We start from the raw sequence: 20844 nt of genomic DNA, 5'->3' as shown, positions 1-20844 counted from the left end.
CCTCCCTATGATATTTTAATTTTTGCGATTGTCAGTCGTTCAAATTATATCATAGGGGGTTTTTATTGTTCAGAGCTTAAGCCCTTTTATCCACCGGCATTACCGGTGGTTTTCTTGACAATAAAAAGAAGTGTTTATATTGTAAACACTCCTTGAAATATATCTTTATTAATTTGTCTCCCTACGGTAGTGTTAACTACATCAAGTTCAAAGGGTCAGGTTTTACCTTCTCAACCAAATTGGTTCCCCCGCAACGATTTATTAATTTACATATATAATACTACTTAGTTTTATATATGTAAATGATTTAAAATACCATTTGTAATAAAATGGCACAAACTATAGAAAATTATATTCATATTTTGTATAATTAAAATATGAATTTGTGATTATTTGTATTCTCAGGTAACTTTATGGTCGATTTACAAAATTGATGTGATGGTTATCGATGGTAGCTATCGGATAAAAATGAACTAAATATTATATAGATAAACTTTATGAGGGGAGTTTTAAAGAATTATGGGTAAAAAAAATATATTAATAATTGATGATTCTTTAAGTGTAAGACAATTTATAAGAAAAATTCTAGAGGAAGCAAATTATAAAGTATATGAAGCAGGGGATGGTGAAGAAGGAATTAAAGTATTTAAAGAAAGTGGTAATATTGACCTAGTAATTACGGATATATATATGCCTAAAAAAAGCGGAATAGAAGTTCTTATAGAATTAAAAAAAGAGTATAAAGATTTAAAAATAATTATTCTTTCAGATGGAGGGGAAAAAGACTTTTCAGATGAAAATGGAATATGTGAAGATCTTGGAGCCACTTACTTTTTTAAAAAAAATTGGGTAAAGGATGAACTTATAGAATTAGTAAATAGGATATTTATCAAGTGATTCTTACGAAGCAATATTTTTAAACTGTGAAAATTAAGCAATTAATTTAAGATTAAGCTGCTATATAAGATATAGCAGCTTAATTTTGCCAATTAGTTAATTTTAAATTTATTTATTTCAGCTGCTAATTGTTCTGCTAATATTTGAAGATTACTTGAATGTTTTGTAAGTTCTTCCATAGTGGCTGATATCTCTTCTGTTGAAGCTGTAGTTTCTTGTGAAGCTGCAGCTGTTTGTTGTGATATAGATGAAATATTATCAATTTCAGATATTGTAGATTGTTTTTTCTCATTTATATCGGAAATAGATGTTTTTACCTCATCAACTTTAGCAATCATTGATTCAATTGATTTTAGAATTACTTTAAATATTTTATGAGTTTGATCTACGGCTAAATATTGATCATCTACTGCATTTTCAGCGGATTTAATAGCGCTTACTGCTGTTTCTGATTTATTTTGTATACTTTCTATAATTTTCTTTATTTCATTGGTTGAATTTTGAGATTCTTCAGCGAGTATTCTTATCTCTTCTGCTACTACGGCAAATCCTTTGCCAGCTTCGCCTGCACGTGCAGATTCTATACTTGCATTTAATGCTAAAAGATTAGTTTGTTCTGTTATTTCAGATATTGTTTCAGATATACTATTTATCTGTTTAGCACTTTCGTTCATGTCACGAACTATATCATTGACAGAGGTAGTAACTGTTTTAGCTTTATTTGATTTTTCAGTTAAAGTATCTACTACAGAGAGTCCTTTTGCACCTAATCTTTTAGTGGCATTTGAAATTTTATCCATTTCATCAGAACTAATACTAACTTCTTTCAGCCTATTTGATAAATCTTCCATTTCAGAAGCGCCATTTTGAGCACCTTTAGCTTGTTCAGTTGCACCTAAGGAAACTTCTTCAACAGCTTTTGCTACTTCGCCTACAGAAGCTGTTACTTCTTCAGACATACTTGCAAGACTTGTTGATGTTTCTAGCACTGTTCCAGATGATTTTAGAACATTATTCATGAGCTTGGATATATTTTGCATCATTAAGTTAAATGATGCAGCCAAATCTTTAAATTCATCCTTTGTGGAAGCAGTTATAGACACCGTTAAATCTCCATTTGAAGCCTTGGAAAATACTTCCTTTAATTTTTCGATATTATTAGATATTCCTTTGCTTAAGAACAATGAAAGAAACACTGAAATTAGTCCCATTATTAATATTATTAAGAAAGTTATGTGTAATATAGAGTTTGTATCCTTGGTGAGTTCGCTTTTATCCAAAGAGGCAACTAGCTTCCAACCTGTTAATTTATTTGTCTGGTATACACCAAATTTACTAGTCCCATTATAGGTATAATTAACAAATCCACTGTTTCCTGATTTTGCTTTATCCCAAAAAGATAGTTTAGAGATTACATTTGTATTAATAAGTTCTTTTTGGGGATGTGCTAAGGTATTACCTGATGCATCAGAAACAAACACGTATCCTGTAGTGCCCACCTTCTTTGTAGATATTCTCTCTGTAAGTGTAGTTAGAGAACAATCCAATCCAATAACACCAACTACTTGCCCATTTTTTTCTACTGTTTGTACAACTCCAACAAGAGTTTTACCAGTTACAATGTCTTTATAAGGAGGAGTTATTACCACTTTACCCTTATTTGCTAAAGCTTGTTTATACCAAGGTCTTGTAGTTGGATCATATCCCTCAGGCATTGTTGAAATGGGATACATAGTAAACTTTTTGGAGGCAGTTCCGTAATATACATCAAATATGTCCTTATCGCTTTCTTTTATGCCTTTTAGCATATCTGATATCATTGGAGTATTGTTGTCTGTATCAATATTTATAATACCGGGATTATTTGCAGTAAGATTAATTATATCTGAAAATCCATTAAAGTAATTAGTTAATCCGCTGTTTATTTCTGTGAGAGTCTGAGTACTTGTAAGCATTAACTTATTGGTAAGAATTGATTTTGATTGCATATAGGAACAAAGACTTCCTATAGCTAGTGGAATTACACAAATTGCTATTAAGCTAGTAATTAATTTAGTTCTAATACTGTTTAGTTTGAAATCCTTAAAAGTCATTTTAATCCCCCTTTGTTATTTTATACTAATCACTTAAAAATTTAGTGCTAACTTTAGTTAATATGTAATATAATAAAATAATAAAGTACATATTAACAAAAATCAACATAATTCAATAGATTTTTAAATAAAAATAATTTAGAAGATATAGCAAAATGGTACAATTTTAAAAAGGACAATATATAAAATACTATTGATAATTATTGAGAAAGCGAATAATATATATATTATAGATTACAATTGTAATTATACTTTCAGGAGGAGTTATCATGACAAATATACCAAAAATATCTGAATCAGAGTGGGAAGTAATGAAAGTCATATGGAACAAAAATCCCTGTTCAGCAAATGAAATAATAAAGCAGTTGGAAGATAGTACAAGTTGGAAACCTAAGACAGTTAAATCACTTATAAGCAGACTCTTAAAGAAAAATGTGATTGGATTTAATGAGGATGGTAGAACTTATTATTATTATCCTCTATTTGATGAAAAAGAATGTGTAAGGCAGGAAAGTAGTTCTTTTATTAAAAGAGTATACAATGGTGCTGCTAAAAATATGCTATTAAATTTTATAGAAGACAATAAATTGACAGAAGAGGATTTAGATGACTTGAGAAAAATATTGGATGACAGGAATTAAAGATAATGTTTAAGTTTATTATTTTATATAAATGGGTTTTATACTTATCGTTTTTAGCTAGTTTTTTGATAATATTTTTTTTAGTTATGAAGAAAATTTTTAAGCGAAAATTGATGATAGAAATTCAATATATCATTGGAATTTTGATTTTGATAAGACTTGTTATACCAACCTTGCCTAAGAGTTCATTTAGCATATTTAATATAATACCATGTTACTTTAATAGGCCTCCTGTTGTATCAGAAATAGATAAATTTAATTATGATCAGTACCTTACTGAAAGTGTAAGTCCCAAAAGTGTGAGCGGTATTGAAGGTACAAGTAGATACAGATATTTAAATCCAATTAGTATCATTGATAAATTCAGTATACCTGAATCGTCTATAAAAATTACATTTGAGATATGGTATGTTGGATTTGTTTTGAGTATACTTTACAATCTTATACTATACATAGCATGTTTAAAAAAGATAAACAAATATGTATATGTGAAGGATAAGAGAATTATTAGTATATTGCAAAAGTGTAAAAATGACATGAATATAAAAAAGGATATAAATGTTGTACAGGGGTTAAATATAAAGAGTCCGGCGATTTTTGGTATATTTAAACCGAAGATACTAATGCCACTAGCTGTAATTATCAATATGAATGATGATAGTATTAAAAATATATTTTTACATGAACTCTCACATTATAAAAAGAAAGATATTTTAATAAATTATATTATCTTGATAGTTAAGGTGCTTTATTGGTTCAATCCTATCATATGGTATTTTATAAATGAGATAAAAAAAGATATGGAACTGTCGTGTGATTCTTTAGCACTTAGTTATATAGAAACTGACAGAATTAAAGAATATGGATATACTATGATAGATCTAATAAAATACTCAAAGGTTACTGGAAGATTTGATACAAATATAGCAGTTGGCATATCTGTAGATGCTAAATATATGACGAAAAGAATTACTCTGATAAAAAAGTTTGAAAAAATTTCACCTAAGTCTGTCATAAGCTCAATAATTGTATTGTGTTTATGTATAGCAATCATGCTTACTGAGGCAAAGGTAAACAATGCATTTTCAGAAAATATATTAAATGAGAAGATAACATCCAAATATGTAGTAGATGAACTTGGAATAAATAGAATAGAGGACAATACAGATTATTCTTATGAGTGTGACCCTGAAGTTTTGGGTAGATGGAAGTGTGTAGATTATGCTTTTGGATGTAGAAGACCAGGATATTACGTTTTGCAGAAAGTTTAAATGCATTATAGTTTCTAAGCAAAAAATAAATTTGTACTCCGGATATTTTTACAACCTTCAGCTCGGTTAAATATTTGATAAGCCTAAGTAAAAAATTCTAAAAAAGCTAAGAACTTTTGAAAACTCGTACCTCAAACAATTCAAAAGTTCTAAGTTTTTACGAATTTTTTACTAAGACTTATATGCAAAATATTTAAATGAGCTTCATTATTGTAAAAATATGCCTGCATATAAATTTATTTTTAAGTTAGAAAGTCTATAAAATTTAATAAGTGAAAATCCAAGAATATCATCACAACATATTGTACTTAAATAGTATTAACTATACAATATACGGATGAAAATTGATTAAAAGATGAATCATGCAATTATCTCAAGTAATAGTTAAGAAAAATTTGTTAAAGTGAAATAAAAATTAATTATGATAGAAGGAGAATGAAAAATGAAGAAAAAAATTTTAGTCATTACGATTACAATTGTAATTTTGATTGCAATTGGCGGAGGTATTTTTGTGAAGAATGTTATAGAAAGAAATAATTCAAAAAACTGGGGAGTTAATCCTTTGAAACTTCCTGATGTAGTTACAGATAAAGTTTTGCAAAAACATAATTCAGACCTTGAGGGTGTATATGGATTCCAGGGAAAAGGTATGTCTAAAAAGGATTTGTCACAGGTTTCTTTGGATACTATTTCAAATATAAGTTTTGATAAATCTACAAAGTGGCCCGAAAAAAGCAAACTTCCAGCTGGATATGATCCAAACGAGTGGTTTGATGTGGGTAAAGATCCAGGGCTTAATTTAAGCAAAATTCATGAAAAGGGAATTACGGGAAAAGGAATAAGTGTGGCAGTGATAGATAAGCCGATAAGGTCAACTCATGATGAATTTAAGGGCAGGATGAATTACTATAAAATAGGAATACCTCGAACAAAGTTTCATTTTCACGGATTAGCTTGTGCTTCTATTTTAGCAGGTAAAACTTGTGGGGTGGCAAACGGTGCGAAACTATATTATTTTGCAACACCTGACTTAAAATTTTGTAAATCAGCAGATTATATTAAGGCTGTGAATAAAATTATTGAAATCAATAAATCACTTCCTAAGAATGAAAAAATAAGAATTGTATCTGTATCAGATGATGTAGATAAGGATAATAAAAACTATAGTAAATGGCAGGAAACTTTAAAGAAAGCCAATTCTGAAGGACTTACAGTAGTACATGCAGATTTATTTAACGAGGAAAAATTTAGATTGGGTGGATGTGATGCTTCAAAGGATAGAAATAATCCATTAAATTATAAGCTAAGTAAATTTTATTGGAATGAAAAGAAGATAGATAAGTCTAACATAATGGTTCCATCGGATTTTAGAACTACTGCTGATAATCGTTCTGATGCTGCCTATGTTTATTGGGGAGAAGGGGGAGTTAGCTGGGCTATTCCTTATGTTACTGGACTTGCAGCCTTAGCATGGCAGGTAAATCCAAATTTAACTTTTGATCAAATATTGAATAAGCTTATAGAAACAAAGACCACTACATCAGAAGGCAGGTATATAATTGATCCAGAAAAATTTATAAACTCCATAAATAAATTATATTAGAAAATGATTTATATGTAGATTTCCTAATCATAGAATCAACTTATACTCCTGATATTTTTACAACCTTCAGTTCGCTAAATATTTTGATAAGTCTAAGAAAAAAAATTCTAAAACCCTAAGGACTTTTGAAAACTCGTACCTCAAACAATTCAAAAATCCTAGATTTTTTACGAATTCTTCACTAAGACTTATTTACAAAATATTTAAATGAACTTCGTTGTTGTGAAAATATGCCTACGTATAAGTTGATTTTTAAGTTAGGAAACCTATATAGAACTTATTCTTTTAAGTTATAATAGTTCTTAAATTAACTCTAAATTTAATAAAAATTGATGTCAGAAAATATATTGTATCTTCGTATTAATATGTGAGAAGCTTCTTAAGGAGGAAAAAATGTGAAGATAGATGAAAATAATTTTATAGAACAGATAAAAAAGAAAAATCCAAAGTCTATTGAATTTGTAGTGGATAAATATAGCAATTTGTTATTTAAAGTAGTGCACACAGTATTGAATTCAAAATTTGAAGCACAACATTCTGAAGAATGCGTAAATGGTGTGTTTTGGGCTGTGTGGAACAATATTGAAAGTTTTGACAGCGAAAAAGGAAATTTTAAATACTGGATTACAGCTATAGCAAAATATAAATCCATAGACTGCAAAAGAAAACTTTTTAACAGAGATACAGATGAATGTATAGATGATTACAGACTCCAAAATGAGTTTAATGTAGAAAATGAAGTGATATTAAAGGAAAATAAGGAAGAACTTTTAAAGGCTTTAGATATTATGAAACCACAGGATAAGGAGATATTTGTAAGAAGGTATTTTTTATATGAAAGGATAGAGGACATAGCAAAGAGCTTTGGAGTTGACAGGAGCCTAGTGGATAAGAGACTTTCAAGGGGACGTAAATTTTTAAAGGAAAAACTTATAGTCTTGAAGGGAGAAGTGTTATAAATATGAATGATTTTAACATGGAAGAAAAAGATGTATATAAATTATTTAACGATGTAAGGATTGAAGAAAGCGAGTTTGATCCTATGGATGAAGAAGTTACTGATATAGAGAAGCAGAAGATAAAGAAAAATTTAAAGAAAAAGATAAGAGGTCAGAGAAAATTTAAGACTTTAAAATATGCTTCTATAGCAGCAGCCTTAGGTTTGATATGTACCATAGGTATAGGTACTATTTCTCCAGCCTTTGCAGAAAATATTCCAATTTTAAATTCAATAACACAAAAACTAAATGATGAATTTGGTTCTCATGGATCTTATGCCGAGTATTCTGAAATTATAAATAAACCTGTTACAAGCAATGGAGTAACCCTTACTATAAATGAAATAATAGCAGATGATTCAAAGCTTGTGATAGGCTATACGATAAAAAGTAACAAACATATTGAAAATTTAGAAACCTTTGGTTTAAGTATGTTTTTGAAAATTGATGGAAAAAGATCTGGATCAAATGGAAGTTCTGTGGGAAACTATACTAATGATTGCACATATGTTGGAAGCGAAGAAATTCATACTGACTTGCTAAAGAATACTTCAAATAAGGTCAATATAACTTTAAATGTGGATGAAATATCAAATATAAAAGGAGAATGGGACTTTGCTTTTAGTGCATCAAAGGATCAGTTAGTTAAAAATAGTGTTGTATTTAAGCCAAACATTAAGCTGGATTTTCCCAATAGCATTGCAAAGGTAGATAAGGTTGTTTTTTCTCCTATAGATACTTCTATTTTTATAAGTGGAAATTATAAAGACAAGGAAAAGGTTAAAAAGAATATGGAGGTAAACCATGATGATAGTTTAATGGATTATGATTACTGGGCTGTTTATGATGACAAAGGAGTTGAACTCATGACTAAGGGTTCAGGTGGAAGTAGTGATACTAATAAAGGAATATTTAACGTTGAAATGCAGTACAATAAACTTAATAAGATTCCAAAATATTTAACGATTGTTCCATGTAAAATTACTCCTTCAGCTGTAGGTGGTGAGGGTGTGGATAAAAACGGTAAAGAAGTACATTACACTATTAAAAGTAAAAAGCCAGTAGAAATAAGTAAGACAATTGATGGAGTGTATCCTATAGAACTTTCTCAAGGCAAGATGGGAAAAATTGTAATAGAAAGTATAGAAACAAATAAGGATAGTACCACAGTTAAATACAGAGTAGAAGGTAAAGCACCCTATTTTCAGGCACAAGATCTTTGGATAAAAGATTCTAGTGGAAAAGGAGTGGATTATAAAAGTTATGATATAAGAAAAGACGACAGCAAGCCAAATGAATTTGTAAGGCAATTTAAGAAACTTGATTCAAACAAGAAATATACTATATTTACTAATGATTTTAGCAATGTGGATTTTAGAGAGGACTTGAAATTTACAATTAATTTAAGCAAATAATATAAAGATTCCAGGTGATTTAATTAAATTACCTGGAATTTTTATATTTATAAGTCATAGAGCTTTTCTTTAACTAAGTATTTTATTCAAATGGTATTGTTTGTGGGTTCAGTTAAGTTAAGTTAAACCTATAATTTATAAAAAACGTGCCTATTTTTTAAAAAAGAGGCTTTGAAAAAAATATTGACAAGTCAGGAAAAAGTGTTTATAGTACAATTGTAGCATTTGTGAACGTAGTTCGCGGATGCGAACAATAATTAATTAAGGTGATAGTATGTCTAATTATAAAGAAAATAAATCAGCAGCACGGGTAGTAGATATATTGGTACTATTGGCTCATAGTGAGAAGTCTTTAACATTAAATGAAATCTGTAGTAGTAAGGATTGGCCTAAAAGTAGTACCTTTGAATTGGTTCAAACTCTAGTAGGTAAAGGTATTCTTGAAATGGATGATAAGAGACTTAAAACCTATAGATTAAGTTTACTAGCATTTGAAATAGGAAGTGCGTATCTTTCAAATTTAGGTGTTACTGATGTAGCAAGAGCATATATCCAGGAACTTAATAAAAAGACAGGCAGTACAGTATTTCTAGGAATAGAAGATAATGGAGATATTGTGTATCTTGATAAAGCTGAGAATCACTCTATTATGAAACCTACAGCAAAACTAGGATCAAGGCGTCTTATATATACAACAGGAGTTGGTAAGGCATTACTTGCTGCATATACTGATGATAAAATTGTAGAAATACTTCAGAAGAAACCTTTGCTAGGTAAAACTAAATTTTCACATACTTCAGTAGATGAGATACTAAAGGATATGCATGAAATAAGAAAACGTGGATATTCAATAGATGACCGTGAAGATAACATGGAAATGTATTGTATGGGTGCTGCAATTTATGATCAGTTTGGTAAAGCAGTTGCTTCTATAAGTGTTGCAAGCTTATATAATTCAATGAATGATGAAAAAAACTATTTGTTTCTAATGCGGTAACAGATACTGCCATGCAAATTTCTAGGAGACTTGGTTATATGGGCAATAAATTATATATGGACAAATAAAATTATGCCATGTGCATAAATTTATTTTAATAAAATGTTATAGAGTACTTAATTTAGTAAAAGGAGGAGTTTTTAAATGTGGGAAAAACTAGAAAATCTAAAAAAGATTGAAGAAACTGGAATTCTTCTAATGATTCGTTTAGATAGTGAAGATGAAGCTATGAAGGTAGCTGAAGCAGCTATAAAGGGTGGAATTTTGGCACTAGAAATTACTATGAGTGTACCGAATGCACTTGGAATTGTTAAAAAGTTATCTGAAAAATATAAGGAAAAGGGACTTGTTATTGGAGTAGGAACTGTTCTTGATCCAGAAACCACACGTGCAGCTATCCTTGCAGGTGCAAATATGCTTGTAAGCCCTAATTTAAATCCAGAAATGATTAAGATGGGAAATCGCTATCAGACAGTTATTATTAGTGGTGCATTTACACCAACGGAAATTGTAAATACTATAGAAGCAGGTGCAGATATTGTAAAAGTATTTCCAACTGAATTCATTGGCCCAGCTTATGTTAAGACAGTTAAAGGTCCATTGGTTCAAGCAGCTATTATGCCAAGCGGCGGAATAACCCTAGAAAATGCCGGAGAATGGCTTCAAGCAGGGTCGACATGCCTTGGAGTTGGCAGTGGTATAACTAAAGCAGCTCAAAAAGATGGCGATTATACAAAAGTAACTAAAGCAGCTGAACTATTTTTAAAAGTAGTTAAAGAAAGCCGCTAAAATAATTAAAAATTCAATTTGTCTCGTATTGCATGGATACCTTTGCAAAGGCATTTGACGGTGTAACTTTGCAAAAGTAAATGCAGTACCTGACATCACACATAAAGAACGATTGCAAATCATGAAAACGGTTAAGCATGTATGATAGGAGGATTATTAATGAAACAAAAAGAAAATATGTCTAATACACAATCTATGGATAATTCTAAAAGTAAATTAAACATTCGCTGGGCTTTTGTAATTTTACTACTAATTGGGGCAATTGTCAATTATCTAGATAGGGCGAATCTTAGTGTTGCCAATACAACTATTGCAAAGGAATTTCATTTATCATCAACTCAAATGGGACTTTTGCTATCTGCATTTTTATGGCCCTATGCAATTGCAAATTTACCATCTGGATGGTTAGTAGATAAATTTGGACCTAAGAAGATGTTTTCATTTGCATCAGGATTTTGGTCTACAGCAACTATTATATGTTCTTTTATAAGTTCATATCCACTATTTTATTTAATGCGTATGATTTTGGGAGTAGCTGAATCACCATTTTTTACAGCTGGCCTTAAAGTAAACCAGAGATGGTTTTCAGATGAAGAAAGAGGATTGCCGGTTGCAATTATAAATACAGGCTCACAAATTTCTAATGCAATTGCTCCACCAATTTTAACACTTTTGCTAGTTGCTTTTGGATGGAGAAGTATGTTTGTTATAATAGGTGTACTTGGTATTTTGGTTCTGCTAGTATGGCAAAAACTATATAGAGATCCTACATCTGAAGAAACAATTGCAATAAAAGGTTCTCTGGAAGCTGCTCAAGAAGTTAGAAAATCAGGGAAACAAGCCTCATGGGGAGAATTATTTAAACATAGAAACACATGGTTTATGATAATAGGAAATTTCGGGATAATGTTTACTATATGGGTATACCTAACATGGCTTCCATCTTATTTACAAAAGGAGCGTGGCTTTAGTTTAACTCAAAGTGGTTTTATAGCTTCTCTTCCATATATATGTGGTATTGTGGGGGTACTTTTAGGTGGAACTATATCAGACTACTTAATTAAAAAAGGTGTTCAGCCTATAACTTCACGTAAATTTCCTATAGTTGGAGGAGCACTTATTGCAGCAATATCTACAGCTCCACTTCCATTTATAAAGAGTACTGGTGTAATTATTGTACTTCTTTGTGTTGGGTACTTTGCATCACAATTGCCTTCAGGAGTTATATGGACCCTTGCAGCTGATGTTGCACCAAGTAATCAAGTTGCATCACTAGGAGCAATTCAAAATTTTGGTGGATTTTTAGGAGCTGCGATAGCACCAATAGCAACAGGAATTATACTTGACAAAACAGGAACTATAGGCGGCGTATTCTTAATAGGTGCAGGACTTCTTATCCTTGGAGCTATTTCATACGGAATATTTTTAAAGCCGGTAAATATGGGAGGCGCAAATTAATGACTCCGAGAGTTGTATTTTTAGTTGGACCTGCTGGTTCTGGAAAATCAACAGTTGGAAAACTTATTGCATCACATTTTCAATTTGCATATTTAGATAAAGATGTAGTATGTAATAAATTTACTGGTAAATTGCTAGAAACTCAAGGAATTTCTCCTGATGCCCGTGATGGTTGTGAATTTTATCAAAAGCGGATTATGCCGATAGAATACGAGACTTTGCTTCAAATAGCGGCAGACAATATAAAAAGTGGTATATCAGTAGTATTGGATGCGCCATTTGTAGGATATTTTTCAGATGAAAACTATATAAATGAGTTAAAAGAAAAATATAGTCTTGAAAACTGTGTTCCCTTGGTTTTAAGAGTAGTAGTATCATCTGAAGTATTACTTAAGAGAATTAAAGAACGTAATTTTAAAAGGGATGAGTGGAAACTTAAAAACTGGGATATTTTTATAGATAGTTTAAAATCCAAACAGTGTCTATGGAAAAATGTTAAGATAAAGGAATTTGATAATAGTAACGAAGAGATTGACACAAATAATTTATTTAAAATAATAGAAGAAAACTGTTAATAGGATTTTATTAACAAGGTTATAAATGGGTATAGAGTTGTTTGAAAAACAAATCTATGCCCATTATTTTATTATCTAGTTATCCTAAAATATATCAATTTTAAAATTATTATAAAATGTGTGAAAATTTATTGTTTTTTAATCAGAAATGGTAAAGTATTGTTTATTGACAAAAAAAATTGCATAATATATAGTGAAAGAATATTTTGTGACGGAGGTTTTAGAAATGGCATTAAGAAATATACGTACTTTAGGTGATGAAATATTGAGAAAGAAGTGCCGGGCTGTAGAAAAAGTTGACGACAGAACCTTAACTTTACTTAAGGATATGACAGATACACTGCATAATACAAAAAATGGTGCAGCAATAGCAGCACCACAAGTTGGTGTTTTAAGAAGAGCAGTTGTTATAGACATGGGTGAAGGTATAATATACCTAGTAAATCCAGAAATAATTGAAGAAGAAGGAAGTCAGGAAGTTATAGAAGGATGTTTAAGTATTCCTAATAAGTGGGGAAAATTAATTAGACCTGCAAAGGTAAAAGTAAAAGCATTAAATGAAAAAGGTGAGGAATTTACAATAACAGGAGAAGGAGATTTAGCTAAGTGTTTATGCCATGAAATAGAACATTTGGATGGAATACTCTTTATAGATAAAGTAACAGAATTTATAGAATAAGTGTTAATTATTAACTCAACTTTGGCACATAAGAAATTAACTTAATATAAAAAATTATGAAGCAAATTTTTTGAAAAGAACAAAGTTCAAATAATAAAGAACAGATAAGGTTGATTTCCCTCGTATCTCAGAAAATTTATAATTTTAATATTTTCTGACGTTAGGAAGGAAATTGTCCTTATTTGTTCTTTAAACTTTGTACTTTAGTATTTAAAAAATTACGCTGTGCTATTTTTAAATGAAGAGGCTAATATCTGCTGTGGGTGTCTTTTCCACAGACCTGGTAACCTTTTTCACTGCTGTAAACCTTCCACTGTGTTTTTGCACCAAAGTCATTGTTATTTATATTTATGGGTTCTTCATCATTTCTTGATTTTTCTACTTTTTTGTTATCAATTTTATCTTCTAATTTTTTTGTCATAGAAAACACCTCCTTTTATAGTTTTACTCCAAGAGGTTTTTTTATGATATGTATCTTAAGGTCTTATTTCCATAAGATTATATTATAATTTATAAAGTTTTTAAGCGAAAAATGAACCTATACTCATCAATAAATTAAGAATTAATTATTAATTTGAAAATATGCCTGCGTATAAGTTCATTTTTAAGTTAGAAATTCTATATATTATGAAATAATTAACGGAAAATGTTATAATTAACTAAATGGTAAAGGTAACCTAAAATAAAAGAGAGTTGCTAAATCATATTTTAGATAAAAATAGCAGAGAATAAACTAAAATATTAAATTATTAAAGTAAGGTGATATTATGGGAAAAATATATGGTTTTTATACAATGCCTCATCCGCCTATTGCAGTTCCTGAAATAGGACGTGGTCAGGAGACAAAAATAGAAAACACATTAAATGCATGTTATAAAGTTGGGGAAGAAATAGCATCTATAAAACCGGATACGATAATAATAATTACTCCCCACGGCCCAATGTTTAGTGATGCAATTGCAGTGTCTTATGAGAATAATATACATGGTGATTTAGGTAAATTTGGGGCTCCTGAGGTAAGTCAGAGTTCAAATATAAATTTGCCTTTAACAGAAAAGATAATAGAATATGCAAAAGAGCAAAATATTTTAATAGGAAAGATAACAACAAGGTCTGCCCATGAATATGGGATGGAATATGAATTAGATCACGGTGCTTTAGTGCCGTTATATTTTGTAAATAAAAAGTATCCAAATTACAAGTTAGTGCATATAACTTATGGAATGCTTTCTAAAATGGAGCTCTATAAATTTGGAATGTGTATTAAAAAAGCTGTAAATGAAGCCAATACCAAAGCAGTATTTATTGCCAGTGGAGATTTATCTCACAGGCTTACCAAAGATGGACCTTATAAATACAGCCCTTATGGAGAAAAATTTGATAGAGAAATAACTTCATTACTTGAAAAAGGTGATGTTTTCAAAATATTTAACATGGATAAAGAAACTGTAAGTGAAGCAGGAGAATGTGGGCTCAGATCTTACTATATAATGCTAGGAGCCATGGATGGATTCGACATTAAAGGTAAAATCCTCTCTTATGAAGGTCCCTTTGGTGTTGGATATGGTGTAATGAGTTTTTCACTTAAAGATGATGGCAGGGATACTTATAGTAAATTAAAAGAAGAAAGACAAAAAATAATTGCAGGAAAAAGAAAAACTGAAGATCCTTATGTAAAGCTTGCCAGGGAAAGTTTAACTTCTTATTTGGTTTATCATAGATATTTAGAAAATCCCCATTATGTAACTGACGAAATGAAAAATAGCAAAAGTGGAGTTTTTGTATCCATGAAGAAGGAAGGCCAGTTGAGGGGTTGTATTGGAACTATTTTTCCAACAACAGAAAATACAGCTGAAGAAATTATCAAAAATGCTGTTTCATCAGGAATAAACGATCCTAGATTTATGCCAGTTAGAGAAGATGAACTTGAAGATATAGATTTTTCCGTAGATGTGCTTACAAAGCCAGAAGAAGCTTCAAGAGAGGAGCTTGATCCTGAAAAATATGGCGTAATAGTGAAAAAAGGTTCTAGATGCGGTCTCTTACTTCCAGATTTAGAAGGAGTGGATACTGTAGATAAGCAGCTTCAAATTGCACTTGAAAAGGGAAACATATCTCCTAATGAAGACTATACTATTGAAAGGTTTAAGGTTATAAGGCATAAGTAAAGTTTTTGAGTATTGGAGGGAGATAACTTTTGTTACACGAAGGATTGTTTTATGAAAAGCAGGATGATAGAGTAAAATGTATGTTGTGTCCCCATAACTGCATTATAGGTGATAAAAAGCAGGGAAGATGTTCTGTTAGAACTAATGAAAATGGTGTGCTTCAATCTACAAATTATGGAGAAATAACATCTATGGCAGTTGATCCAGTAGAAAAAAAACCTCTTTATCATTTTAAACCTGGCAGAAACATTTTATCTGTAGGAAGCTTTGGATGTAATTTTTCCTGCAGCTTTTGTCAAAATTATGCCATAGCTCAGTATAGACCTAAAAGCCAGTATGTATCTCCTGAAGAATTAATAGAAACATGCTTGGATATAAAAGATAATATTGGTATAGCTTTTACTTATAATGAGCCCAGTATATGGTATGAATATGTATATGAAACCTCGAAAAAGCTGAAAGAAAGCCATCTGGAATTTAGTATAGTACTTGTTACAAATGGATATATTGAAGTAGAACCACTTCAAAAACTTTTACCCTATGTAGATGCCATGAATATAGACTTAAAGGCATTTAATCCAAAATACTATGAAAAAGTATGTGGAGGAGATGTTGAATCCGTACTTAAAATTATAAGTGAATCAGCCAAGAAGACTCATGTAGAGGTAACCACGCTGCTTGTGAATGATCTAAATGATTCTGCTTCGGAAGTGGAAAGTATTGCTTCTTATCTTGGAAATTTAAATAGAGACATTCCACTTCATCTGTCAAGATATTTTCCAACTTATAAGATGGATAGACCAGCTACGGATATAAATGTAATGATAGAATCTAAAAAAATCGCAAAAAAGCATTTGAATTACGTCTACCTTGGAAATGTTCAAGGTATTGACAGTTCTACATATTGTCCTAAGTGCGGCGAGCTTTTATTAGAGAGAACTGGATATTTCACTGAGATTCGTATGGATAGCAATAAATGTCCTAAGTGTGGATTCCCTATAAATATAGTACTTTAAAATCTAAAGCAGGTGACTTTGTTAAGGTTACCTGCTTTAAATTATGGCAAATAGTGTTTAAGATTTATTGGATAATAATTTAAAATGGTCATCCTAATCATTTCATTTGAATTATTTATATATGTATGGGTTTTAGAGGCATCAAATGAAATCGAATCTCCTGGACTTAAAACATAGGTTTTATTATCTGTTTCAAGAGTAAGTTCTCCATCAAAAACCAGAATATACTCATACTCATCCTCACCGTGAGAATTTGAAGTATATGAACTTGCTGTATCTAATTCAACCCTAAACAATTCACTTATCAAAAATTTTACAGTAGGTGCACTTTTAACGGATGAAACTTTTGCACTTGCTTCATCAAAGGCAAATAGTGAAGACAAAATAGATTATAAGTGGATGATGGGAATAAACTTGACAGCCTATATAAACTGGATTTTTGCAACTTTTATTGGGGCATGCTTTAGCAGCTTGATATATGACTATAAAAAGTTTGGACTTGATTTCGCACTTCCAGCTATGTTTATAGGCTTATTGATTTCAAGTGTAAAGGAAAATTCTAATTTAAGAAAATCCTGTGCAATTATAATTTCCTCTGCTGTAGTTTTACTTGCTTCTATTAAATTTTTATCTGCAAATACGGGAATTATGATTGCAGCCATACTTGGAGTAATTATAGGGGGTGTAATAAAAAAATGAATATGTATATCTGGTACATAATTATAGGCGGCTGTATAGTGACAATACTTCCTAGGACACTTCCTGTAATGTTGATTTCAAGAATTAATATAAATGATAGAACAGCGGAATTTTTAAAGTATATTCCCATTTCTATTTTGACAGCTCTTGTAGTGTCATCACTGTTTATTTTAAATAATAAGTTTTCTATAGATATATCTAATGTACTTGCATCAATTATAACTGCAGTAGTGGCTGTTAAAAAGAATGATCTGCTTTTAACTGTAATAGTAGGAGTAATATCCATAGCAGTGTTAAGAATGATATTTTGATTTTTTAACTAGCGGTTAAGTTTTTTATATAAATTCAACTATACATCCATTGGTATAAGAGCTCCGATAAGGTATACTAAGTGTTGTAAGGCCTTATAATCAAATTATGGAGTGAATATGATATGGATAAATTGCAGATAGGCGAAGTAATATTTAAACTTAGAAAAGAAAAGGGAATTACACAGGACCAATTAGGAGGATTTATTGGGGTGTCTACAGCAGCCGTGTCAAAGTGGGAAAGTGGTAATTCCTATCCTGATATAACTCTTCTCCCTGTACTTGCATCATTTTTTAACGTTTCTATAGATGAACTTTTGAATTATAAAGTTGAACTCTCTGAAAAAGAGGTTATGGAGATATTTAAGAAATGTGAAGCATTGTTTAGCAGTGATAAGGTTGATGAAGGAATTGATAAATCTATGGAATACATATTAAAATATAAATCAAGTTATTATTTAAAATATATGATAGGGTGCCTGCTTAATATGTATTCGTGGAAAAAGGGAGAAGAAAAAGTAGAAAATATAATGCTTAAAAATTCTGTTGAATTGCTTGAAAATGTAGTGGAAAATTGTAATGATACAAAATTAGTTGAACAAGCACTATTTCAACTTGGTGCTATTTATTCTTCCATTGGAGAAAATGATAAGGGAATAGAAGCTTTAAATAAAATTCATAAAAATCAATTTAATGTTGATTTTATGCTTGCAAATATATACTTAAGCAAAAATAAGATGAAAGAAGCAAGAAAAATACTTCAAAGTCAGCTGTGGAAAAATATATTTGGAATTAGTTTTGCCTGTTTAGCATTGGCTAAATCTTATATTAAAGATAAAAACTTAGGTATGATAGATAAATATTGTAATTTAGCTGTAAGTGTTAAAAAGCTATTTTCTCCAGAATGTGATAAAGTTATTGGCATGCATGTAGAATATATGAATTTTGCACAAATTTATCTTAGGCTTGACGAAAATAAAAAAGCAGTAGAAATGCTGTATAAGTGGATACAATGCATTAAAAATAATGATATAAATGCACCTAAGGATTTTTCATCTACCTGGTGTTTCAATGAACTTTCAGAAGGAGAACGTGCCTTTACTTTGGATTTGTATGAGAATATGATTAAGGTGTTAGAAGATCCAGTATTTAATCCTATTAGAGAAAGTAATGATTTTAAGGCTATTTTAAAAGATTTTAAGGAAATTAGAAAACTCAGATAGATTACGCTTAGTTCCATAATTGTAAATATTGCTTTTTAAAACTGTACAAAAAAATACGCCATATGGAGTATATTAAAAAATTTTTTTCTCTATACAATTGTAGTTGTATGGAGGAATTATTTATGTGAAGCAATAATTTTAAGGAGAGTTGGAAATGAATATTCAAATATTTGGAGTGAAAAAGTGTTTTGATACAAAGAAAGCTGAACGTTACTTTAAGGAAAGAAGAATTAAATATCAGTTTATAGATTTAAATATTAAAGAAATAAGTAAAAGGGAATTACAGAGCTTGAAGGCGGCAGTAGGCATTGATAATTTGATAAATAGTAAGACAAAAGAATATGGTAAATTAAATATTGGACTAATAAGGAGCAGTGATATAAAAGAAGAGATACTTTTAAAAAATCCCAAACTTTATAAAACTCCAATTGTTAGAAATGGGAAACAGGCTACAGTTGGATATGAGCCTTCAATTTGGAGTAAATGGGAGTGATCGAATAAAAATATTAAGAGAAATAAAATATATTAGCTAAAAATGCAGAAACATGATAAAGTAAATGATGAGATAAGAAACATGAGGTTAGCTTAAGAGAGAGAGGGGAAAATGAAAATAGATAAAAAATTACTAAAATACTGTATATATGCAGGAGTAACAGTGATTCTAATTTATATTGGTATAGCATTTTTAAATAATATAGGTAATATATTTGCTCTGTTGTGGAATCTGTTAAAAAGAACCATTAACCTTGCAAAACCTTTTTTTATGGCACTAGTAATTGTGTATTTATTGAAACCAGGAGTGGAAAGTATTGAAAAGTTCTTGGAAAAGAAAAAGATACTAAAAAAAGCAGCACACAGAAGAGTAATAGGAATTATAGGGGTGTATACATTAGTAGCAGCTATTTTTGCAGCCGTTGTAAGTGGAATATATATTATGATTGGTGGAAAACTCTCTCACAATATAAGTATAGCAAATATGGCGTCGTATTTAAATGAATATTTAAATAATCCAACATTGTCAGTTAGCTCTGTTAGTGAAAAATTAAAAAGTTTAAATATTTCAATACCTACAAGTTTGAATGATAAGATTGCTCAGATAGTAAGTTATGTACAATCTTATTTTTCAGCAAGTATAGGAGCAATGACAAATTCTATTGTAGCTATAGTAAGCAATATAGCTTTATTTTTTATAGCTATAGTATTAAGTATTTATTTAATACAAGATGCCGAATATTTCGTAGAGTTATGGAATAAAATCTTTAACCTTGTATTTGGAAAAAGTAAAACAGGAAGCAAATTAAAAGAAATATTACATGTTATGGATGTTACATTTTATAAATATATAAGAGGGCAATTGCTAGAGGCCTCTATAGTGGGAGTTCTATCAGCTATTGTGCTGTTTTTTATTGGGATAGATTATGCTTTGGTTATAGGAATTATTGCAGGTATTTGTAATATGATACCATATATAGGAGCTGTTGTTGGAACTGTTTTGGCAGTAGTGATGGCACTGCTAAGTGGACAACCTATTACAGCAGTATGGGCAATTATTGGAATGCTTGCAGTTCGGCAGGTGGATGATAGCTTATTGGCACCTAAAATTGTAGGAAATAGTGTAGGACTGCATCCTGTATTTACTATGATTGCAATACTTGTAGGTGGAAATTTGGGAGGACTTATAGGAATGCTTGTAGCTGTACCTACTGCTGCTTCACTAAAAATACTATTGGGTAAATGGTATGCTTCTCATCTGGAGAAGTCTGCATCTTAAAAAATAATTGTTAATATTGTTTTTTAAAAGTTCATAAAAAATACTCCATATGGAGTATTTTCAAAAAAGTTTTGGGACTGTCGCACTAAAAAAATTAGTGTGACAGTTTTTTGTATAGTCAAGTACCACCAGCTAAGCTGGTGGCTTGATTAAGCCCTATAAGGGCATGGTACTGGCAAGCGCTACTCGCGCCCTGAATAGACCGCCAATCGCAAAACATTTCCAGCAACCACCCTTGGTGGC

At 30.4% G+C, this 20844-nt stretch carries 21 protein-coding genes and 1 riboswitch; of the genes, 18 read left to right on the top strand and 3 right to left on the bottom strand.

Translation table 11 applies throughout. The features are described 5' to 3' along the window. Positions 1 to 160: 160 nt before the first annotated feature. A riboswitch (TPP riboswitch) is annotated at positions 161 to 260 on the bottom strand. Between the two features lie 259 nt (positions 261 to 519). Then, positions 520 to 897 carry a response regulator gene (locus tag WY13_RS11865; RefSeq protein ID WP_063555868.1) on the top strand — a complete coding sequence of 126 codons (378 nt, stop codon included), beginning with the start codon at positions 520 to 522 and terminating at the stop codon, positions 895 to 897. Between the two features lie 92 nt (positions 898 to 989). On the opposite strand, the gene WY13_RS11860 is transcribed toward WY13_RS11865, so the two are convergent. Continuing rightward, positions 990 to 2990 carry a methyl-accepting chemotaxis protein gene (locus WY13_RS11860; RefSeq protein WP_063555867.1) on the bottom strand — a complete coding sequence of 667 codons (2001 nt, stop codon included), beginning with the start codon at positions 2988 to 2990 and terminating at the stop codon, positions 990 to 992. A gap of 269 nt (positions 2991 to 3259) precedes the next feature. Between WY13_RS11860 and WY13_RS11855 the strand changes: the two genes are divergently transcribed. The 10 genes from WY13_RS11855 (at position 3260) to def (ending at position 13416) form a co-directional block, all read left to right on the top strand. Next, entirely contained in the window at positions 3260 to 3631 is a 372-nt protein-coding gene (locus tag WY13_RS11855) for a BlaI/MecI/CopY family transcriptional regulator (protein ID WP_063555866.1), read from the top strand. A 5-nt stretch (positions 3632 to 3636) separates the two neighbouring features. Then, on the top strand, positions 3637 to 4902 hold the full coding sequence (locus WY13_RS11850) for a M56 family metallopeptidase (protein ID WP_082848485.1): 1266 nt from the start codon (positions 3637 to 3639) through the stop codon (positions 4900 to 4902). 442 nt (positions 4903 to 5344) lie between these two features. Continuing rightward, positions 5345 to 6505 (top strand): S8/S53 family peptidase, encoded by a 1161-nt coding sequence (locus WY13_RS11845; protein ID WP_063555865.1) that lies wholly within the window; start codon positions 5345 to 5347, stop codon positions 6503 to 6505. Positions 6506 to 6900: 395 nt separating this feature from the next. Beyond that, complete coding sequence (locus WY13_RS11840) at positions 6901 to 7464, top strand: sigma-70 family RNA polymerase sigma factor (RefSeq protein WP_063555864.1); 564 nt, start codon at positions 6901 to 6903, stop codon at positions 7462 to 7464. Positions 7465 to 7466: 2 nt separating this feature from the next. Continuing rightward, positions 7467 to 8918: a DUF4179 domain-containing protein gene (locus WY13_RS11835; protein WP_192845027.1), complete on the top strand. Its 1452-nt coding sequence runs from the start codon at positions 7467 to 7469 to the stop codon at positions 8916 to 8918. 274 nt (positions 8919 to 9192) lie between these two features. Next, positions 9193 to 9915 (top strand): IclR family transcriptional regulator, encoded by a 723-nt coding sequence (locus WY13_RS11830; protein ID WP_242866479.1) that lies wholly within the window; start codon positions 9193 to 9195, stop codon positions 9913 to 9915. A gap of 144 nt (positions 9916 to 10059) precedes the next feature. Continuing rightward, positions 10060 to 10704: a bifunctional 2-keto-4-hydroxyglutarate aldolase/2-keto-3-deoxy-6-phosphogluconate aldolase gene (locus tag WY13_RS11825; RefSeq protein ID WP_063555862.1), complete on the top strand. Its 645-nt coding sequence runs from the start codon at positions 10060 to 10062 to the stop codon at positions 10702 to 10704. A gap of 159 nt (positions 10705 to 10863) precedes the next feature. After that, the gene (locus WY13_RS11820; protein WP_063555861.1) at positions 10864 to 12162 is read left to right on the top strand and encodes an MFS transporter; all 1299 of its coding nucleotides are present in this window, start codon (positions 10864 to 10866) and stop codon (positions 12160 to 12162) included. After that, positions 12162 to 12737, top strand: coding sequence for an AAA family ATPase (locus WY13_RS11815; protein ID WP_063555860.1), 576 nt, complete (start codon positions 12162 to 12164; stop codon positions 12735 to 12737). The genes WY13_RS11820 and WY13_RS11815 overlap by 1 nt, the downstream gene beginning before the upstream one ends. A 226-nt stretch (positions 12738 to 12963) precedes the next feature. Further along, positions 12964 to 13416 (top strand): peptide deformylase, encoded by a 453-nt coding sequence (gene def, locus WY13_RS11810; protein ID WP_063555859.1) that lies wholly within the window; start codon positions 12964 to 12966, stop codon positions 13414 to 13416. A 247-nt stretch (positions 13417 to 13663) separates the two neighbouring features. On the opposite strand, the gene WY13_RS21030 is transcribed toward def, so the two are convergent. Beyond that, positions 13664 to 13837: a hypothetical protein gene (locus WY13_RS21030; RefSeq protein WP_156499027.1), complete on the bottom strand. Its 174-nt coding sequence runs from the start codon at positions 13835 to 13837 to the stop codon at positions 13664 to 13666. A gap of 346 nt (positions 13838 to 14183) precedes the next feature. On the opposite strand from WY13_RS21030, the gene amrA reads away from it, so the two are divergent. Both amrA and amrS read left to right on the top strand, forming a co-directional pair. Further along, positions 14184 to 15584: an AmmeMemoRadiSam system protein A gene (gene amrA, locus WY13_RS11805; protein ID WP_063555858.1), complete on the top strand. Its 1401-nt coding sequence runs from the start codon at positions 14184 to 14186 to the stop codon at positions 15582 to 15584. Between the two features lie 29 nt (positions 15585 to 15613). Then, complete coding sequence (gene amrS / locus WY13_RS11800) at positions 15614 to 16600, top strand: AmmeMemoRadiSam system radical SAM enzyme (RefSeq protein WP_082848484.1); 987 nt, start codon at positions 15614 to 15616, stop codon at positions 16598 to 16600. A gap of 41 nt (positions 16601 to 16641) precedes the next feature. On the opposite strand, the gene WY13_RS11795 is transcribed toward amrS, so the two are convergent. Beyond that, entirely contained in the window at positions 16642 to 16983 is a 342-nt protein-coding gene (locus WY13_RS11795; protein ID WP_242866478.1) for a cupin domain-containing protein, read from the bottom strand. On the opposite strand from WY13_RS11795, the gene WY13_RS11790 reads away from it, so the two are divergent. The 5 genes from WY13_RS11790 to WY13_RS11770 all read left to right on the top strand — a co-directional run bounded on the left by WY13_RS11790 (position 16904) and on the right by WY13_RS11770 (position 20601). Beyond that, positions 16904 to 17299 carry an AzlC family ABC transporter permease gene (locus WY13_RS11790; RefSeq protein WP_242866481.1) on the top strand — a complete coding sequence of 132 codons (396 nt, stop codon included), beginning with the start codon at positions 16904 to 16906 and terminating at the stop codon, positions 17297 to 17299. The two genes, WY13_RS11795 and WY13_RS11790, sit on opposite strands and share 80 nt — an antisense overlap. Then, complete coding sequence (locus WY13_RS11785) at positions 17296 to 17610, top strand: AzlD domain-containing protein (RefSeq protein ID WP_063555857.1); 315 nt, start codon at positions 17296 to 17298, stop codon at positions 17608 to 17610. Before WY13_RS11790 ends, WY13_RS11785 begins: the two co-directional genes overlap by 4 nt. Positions 17611 to 17732: 122 nt before the next feature. Continuing rightward, complete coding sequence (locus tag WY13_RS11780) at positions 17733 to 18830, top strand: helix-turn-helix domain-containing protein (protein WP_063555856.1); 1098 nt, start codon at positions 17733 to 17735, stop codon at positions 18828 to 18830. 154 nt (positions 18831 to 18984) lie between these two features. Next, complete coding sequence (locus tag WY13_RS11775; protein WP_063555855.1) at positions 18985 to 19323, top strand: arsenate reductase family protein; 339 nt, start codon at positions 18985 to 18987, stop codon at positions 19321 to 19323. A gap of 111 nt (positions 19324 to 19434) precedes the next feature. Further along, positions 19435 to 20601 carry an AI-2E family transporter gene (locus WY13_RS11770; protein WP_063555854.1) on the top strand — a complete coding sequence of 389 codons (1167 nt, stop codon included), beginning with the start codon at positions 19435 to 19437 and terminating at the stop codon, positions 20599 to 20601. The last annotated feature ends 243 nt before the right edge of the window (positions 20602 to 20844 follow it).

Source organism: Clostridium ljungdahlii, from assembly GCF_001636845.1.
GTDB lineage: Bacteria > Bacillota > Clostridia > Clostridiales > Clostridiaceae > Clostridium_B > Clostridium_B ljungdahlii_A.
Note: the sequence above shows the minus strand (reverse complement) of the source record. Positions and strands in the feature narration are given on the sequence as shown.

Bases quoted from the DNA above. Each gene is read 5' to 3' on its own strand.
- WY13_RS11835 (WP_192845027.1), top strand. From the start codon at position 7,467: ATGAATGATTTTAACATGGAAGAAAAAGATGTATATAAATTATTTAAC.
- WY13_RS21030 (WP_156499027.1), bottom strand. From the start codon at position 13,837: ATGACAAAAAAATTAGAAGATAAAATTGATAACAAAAAAGTAGAAAAA.
- WY13_RS11865 (WP_063555868.1), top strand. From the start codon at position 520: ATGGGTAAAAAAAATATATTAATAATTGATGATTCTTTAAGTGTAAGA.
- WY13_RS11855 (WP_063555866.1), top strand. From the start codon at position 3,260: ATGACAAATATACCAAAAATATCTGAATCAGAGTGGGAAGTAATGAAA.
- WY13_RS11820 (WP_063555861.1), top strand. From the start codon at position 10,864: ATGAAACAAAAAGAAAATATGTCTAATACACAATCTATGGATAATTCT.
- WY13_RS11825 (WP_063555862.1), top strand. From the start codon at position 10,060: ATGTGGGAAAAACTAGAAAATCTAAAAAAGATTGAAGAAACTGGAATT.
- WY13_RS11780 (WP_063555856.1), top strand. From the start codon at position 17,733: ATGGATAAATTGCAGATAGGCGAAGTAATATTTAAACTTAGAAAAGAA.
- def (WP_063555859.1), top strand. From the start codon at position 12,964: ATGGCATTAAGAAATATACGTACTTTAGGTGATGAAATATTGAGAAAG.
- WY13_RS11815 (WP_063555860.1), top strand. From the start codon at position 12,162: ATGACTCCGAGAGTTGTATTTTTAGTTGGACCTGCTGGTTCTGGAAAA.
- WY13_RS11775 (WP_063555855.1), top strand. From the start codon at position 18,985: ATGAATATTCAAATATTTGGAGTGAAAAAGTGTTTTGATACAAAGAAA.
- WY13_RS11860 (WP_063555867.1), bottom strand. From the start codon at position 2,990: ATGACTTTTAAGGATTTCAAACTAAACAGTATTAGAACTAAATTAATT.
- WY13_RS11830 (WP_242866479.1), top strand. From the start codon at position 9,193: ATGTCTAATTATAAAGAAAATAAATCAGCAGCACGGGTAGTAGATATA.
- WY13_RS11785 (WP_063555857.1), top strand. From the start codon at position 17,296: ATGAATATGTATATCTGGTACATAATTATAGGCGGCTGTATAGTGACA.
- WY13_RS11845 (WP_063555865.1), top strand. From the start codon at position 5,345: ATGAAGAAAAAAATTTTAGTCATTACGATTACAATTGTAATTTTGATT.
- WY13_RS11850 (WP_082848485.1), top strand. From the start codon at position 3,637: ATGTTTAAGTTTATTATTTTATATAAATGGGTTTTATACTTATCGTTT.
- amrA (WP_063555858.1), top strand. From the start codon at position 14,184: ATGGGAAAAATATATGGTTTTTATACAATGCCTCATCCGCCTATTGCA.
- WY13_RS11770 (WP_063555854.1), top strand. From the start codon at position 19,435: ATGAAAATAGATAAAAAATTACTAAAATACTGTATATATGCAGGAGTA.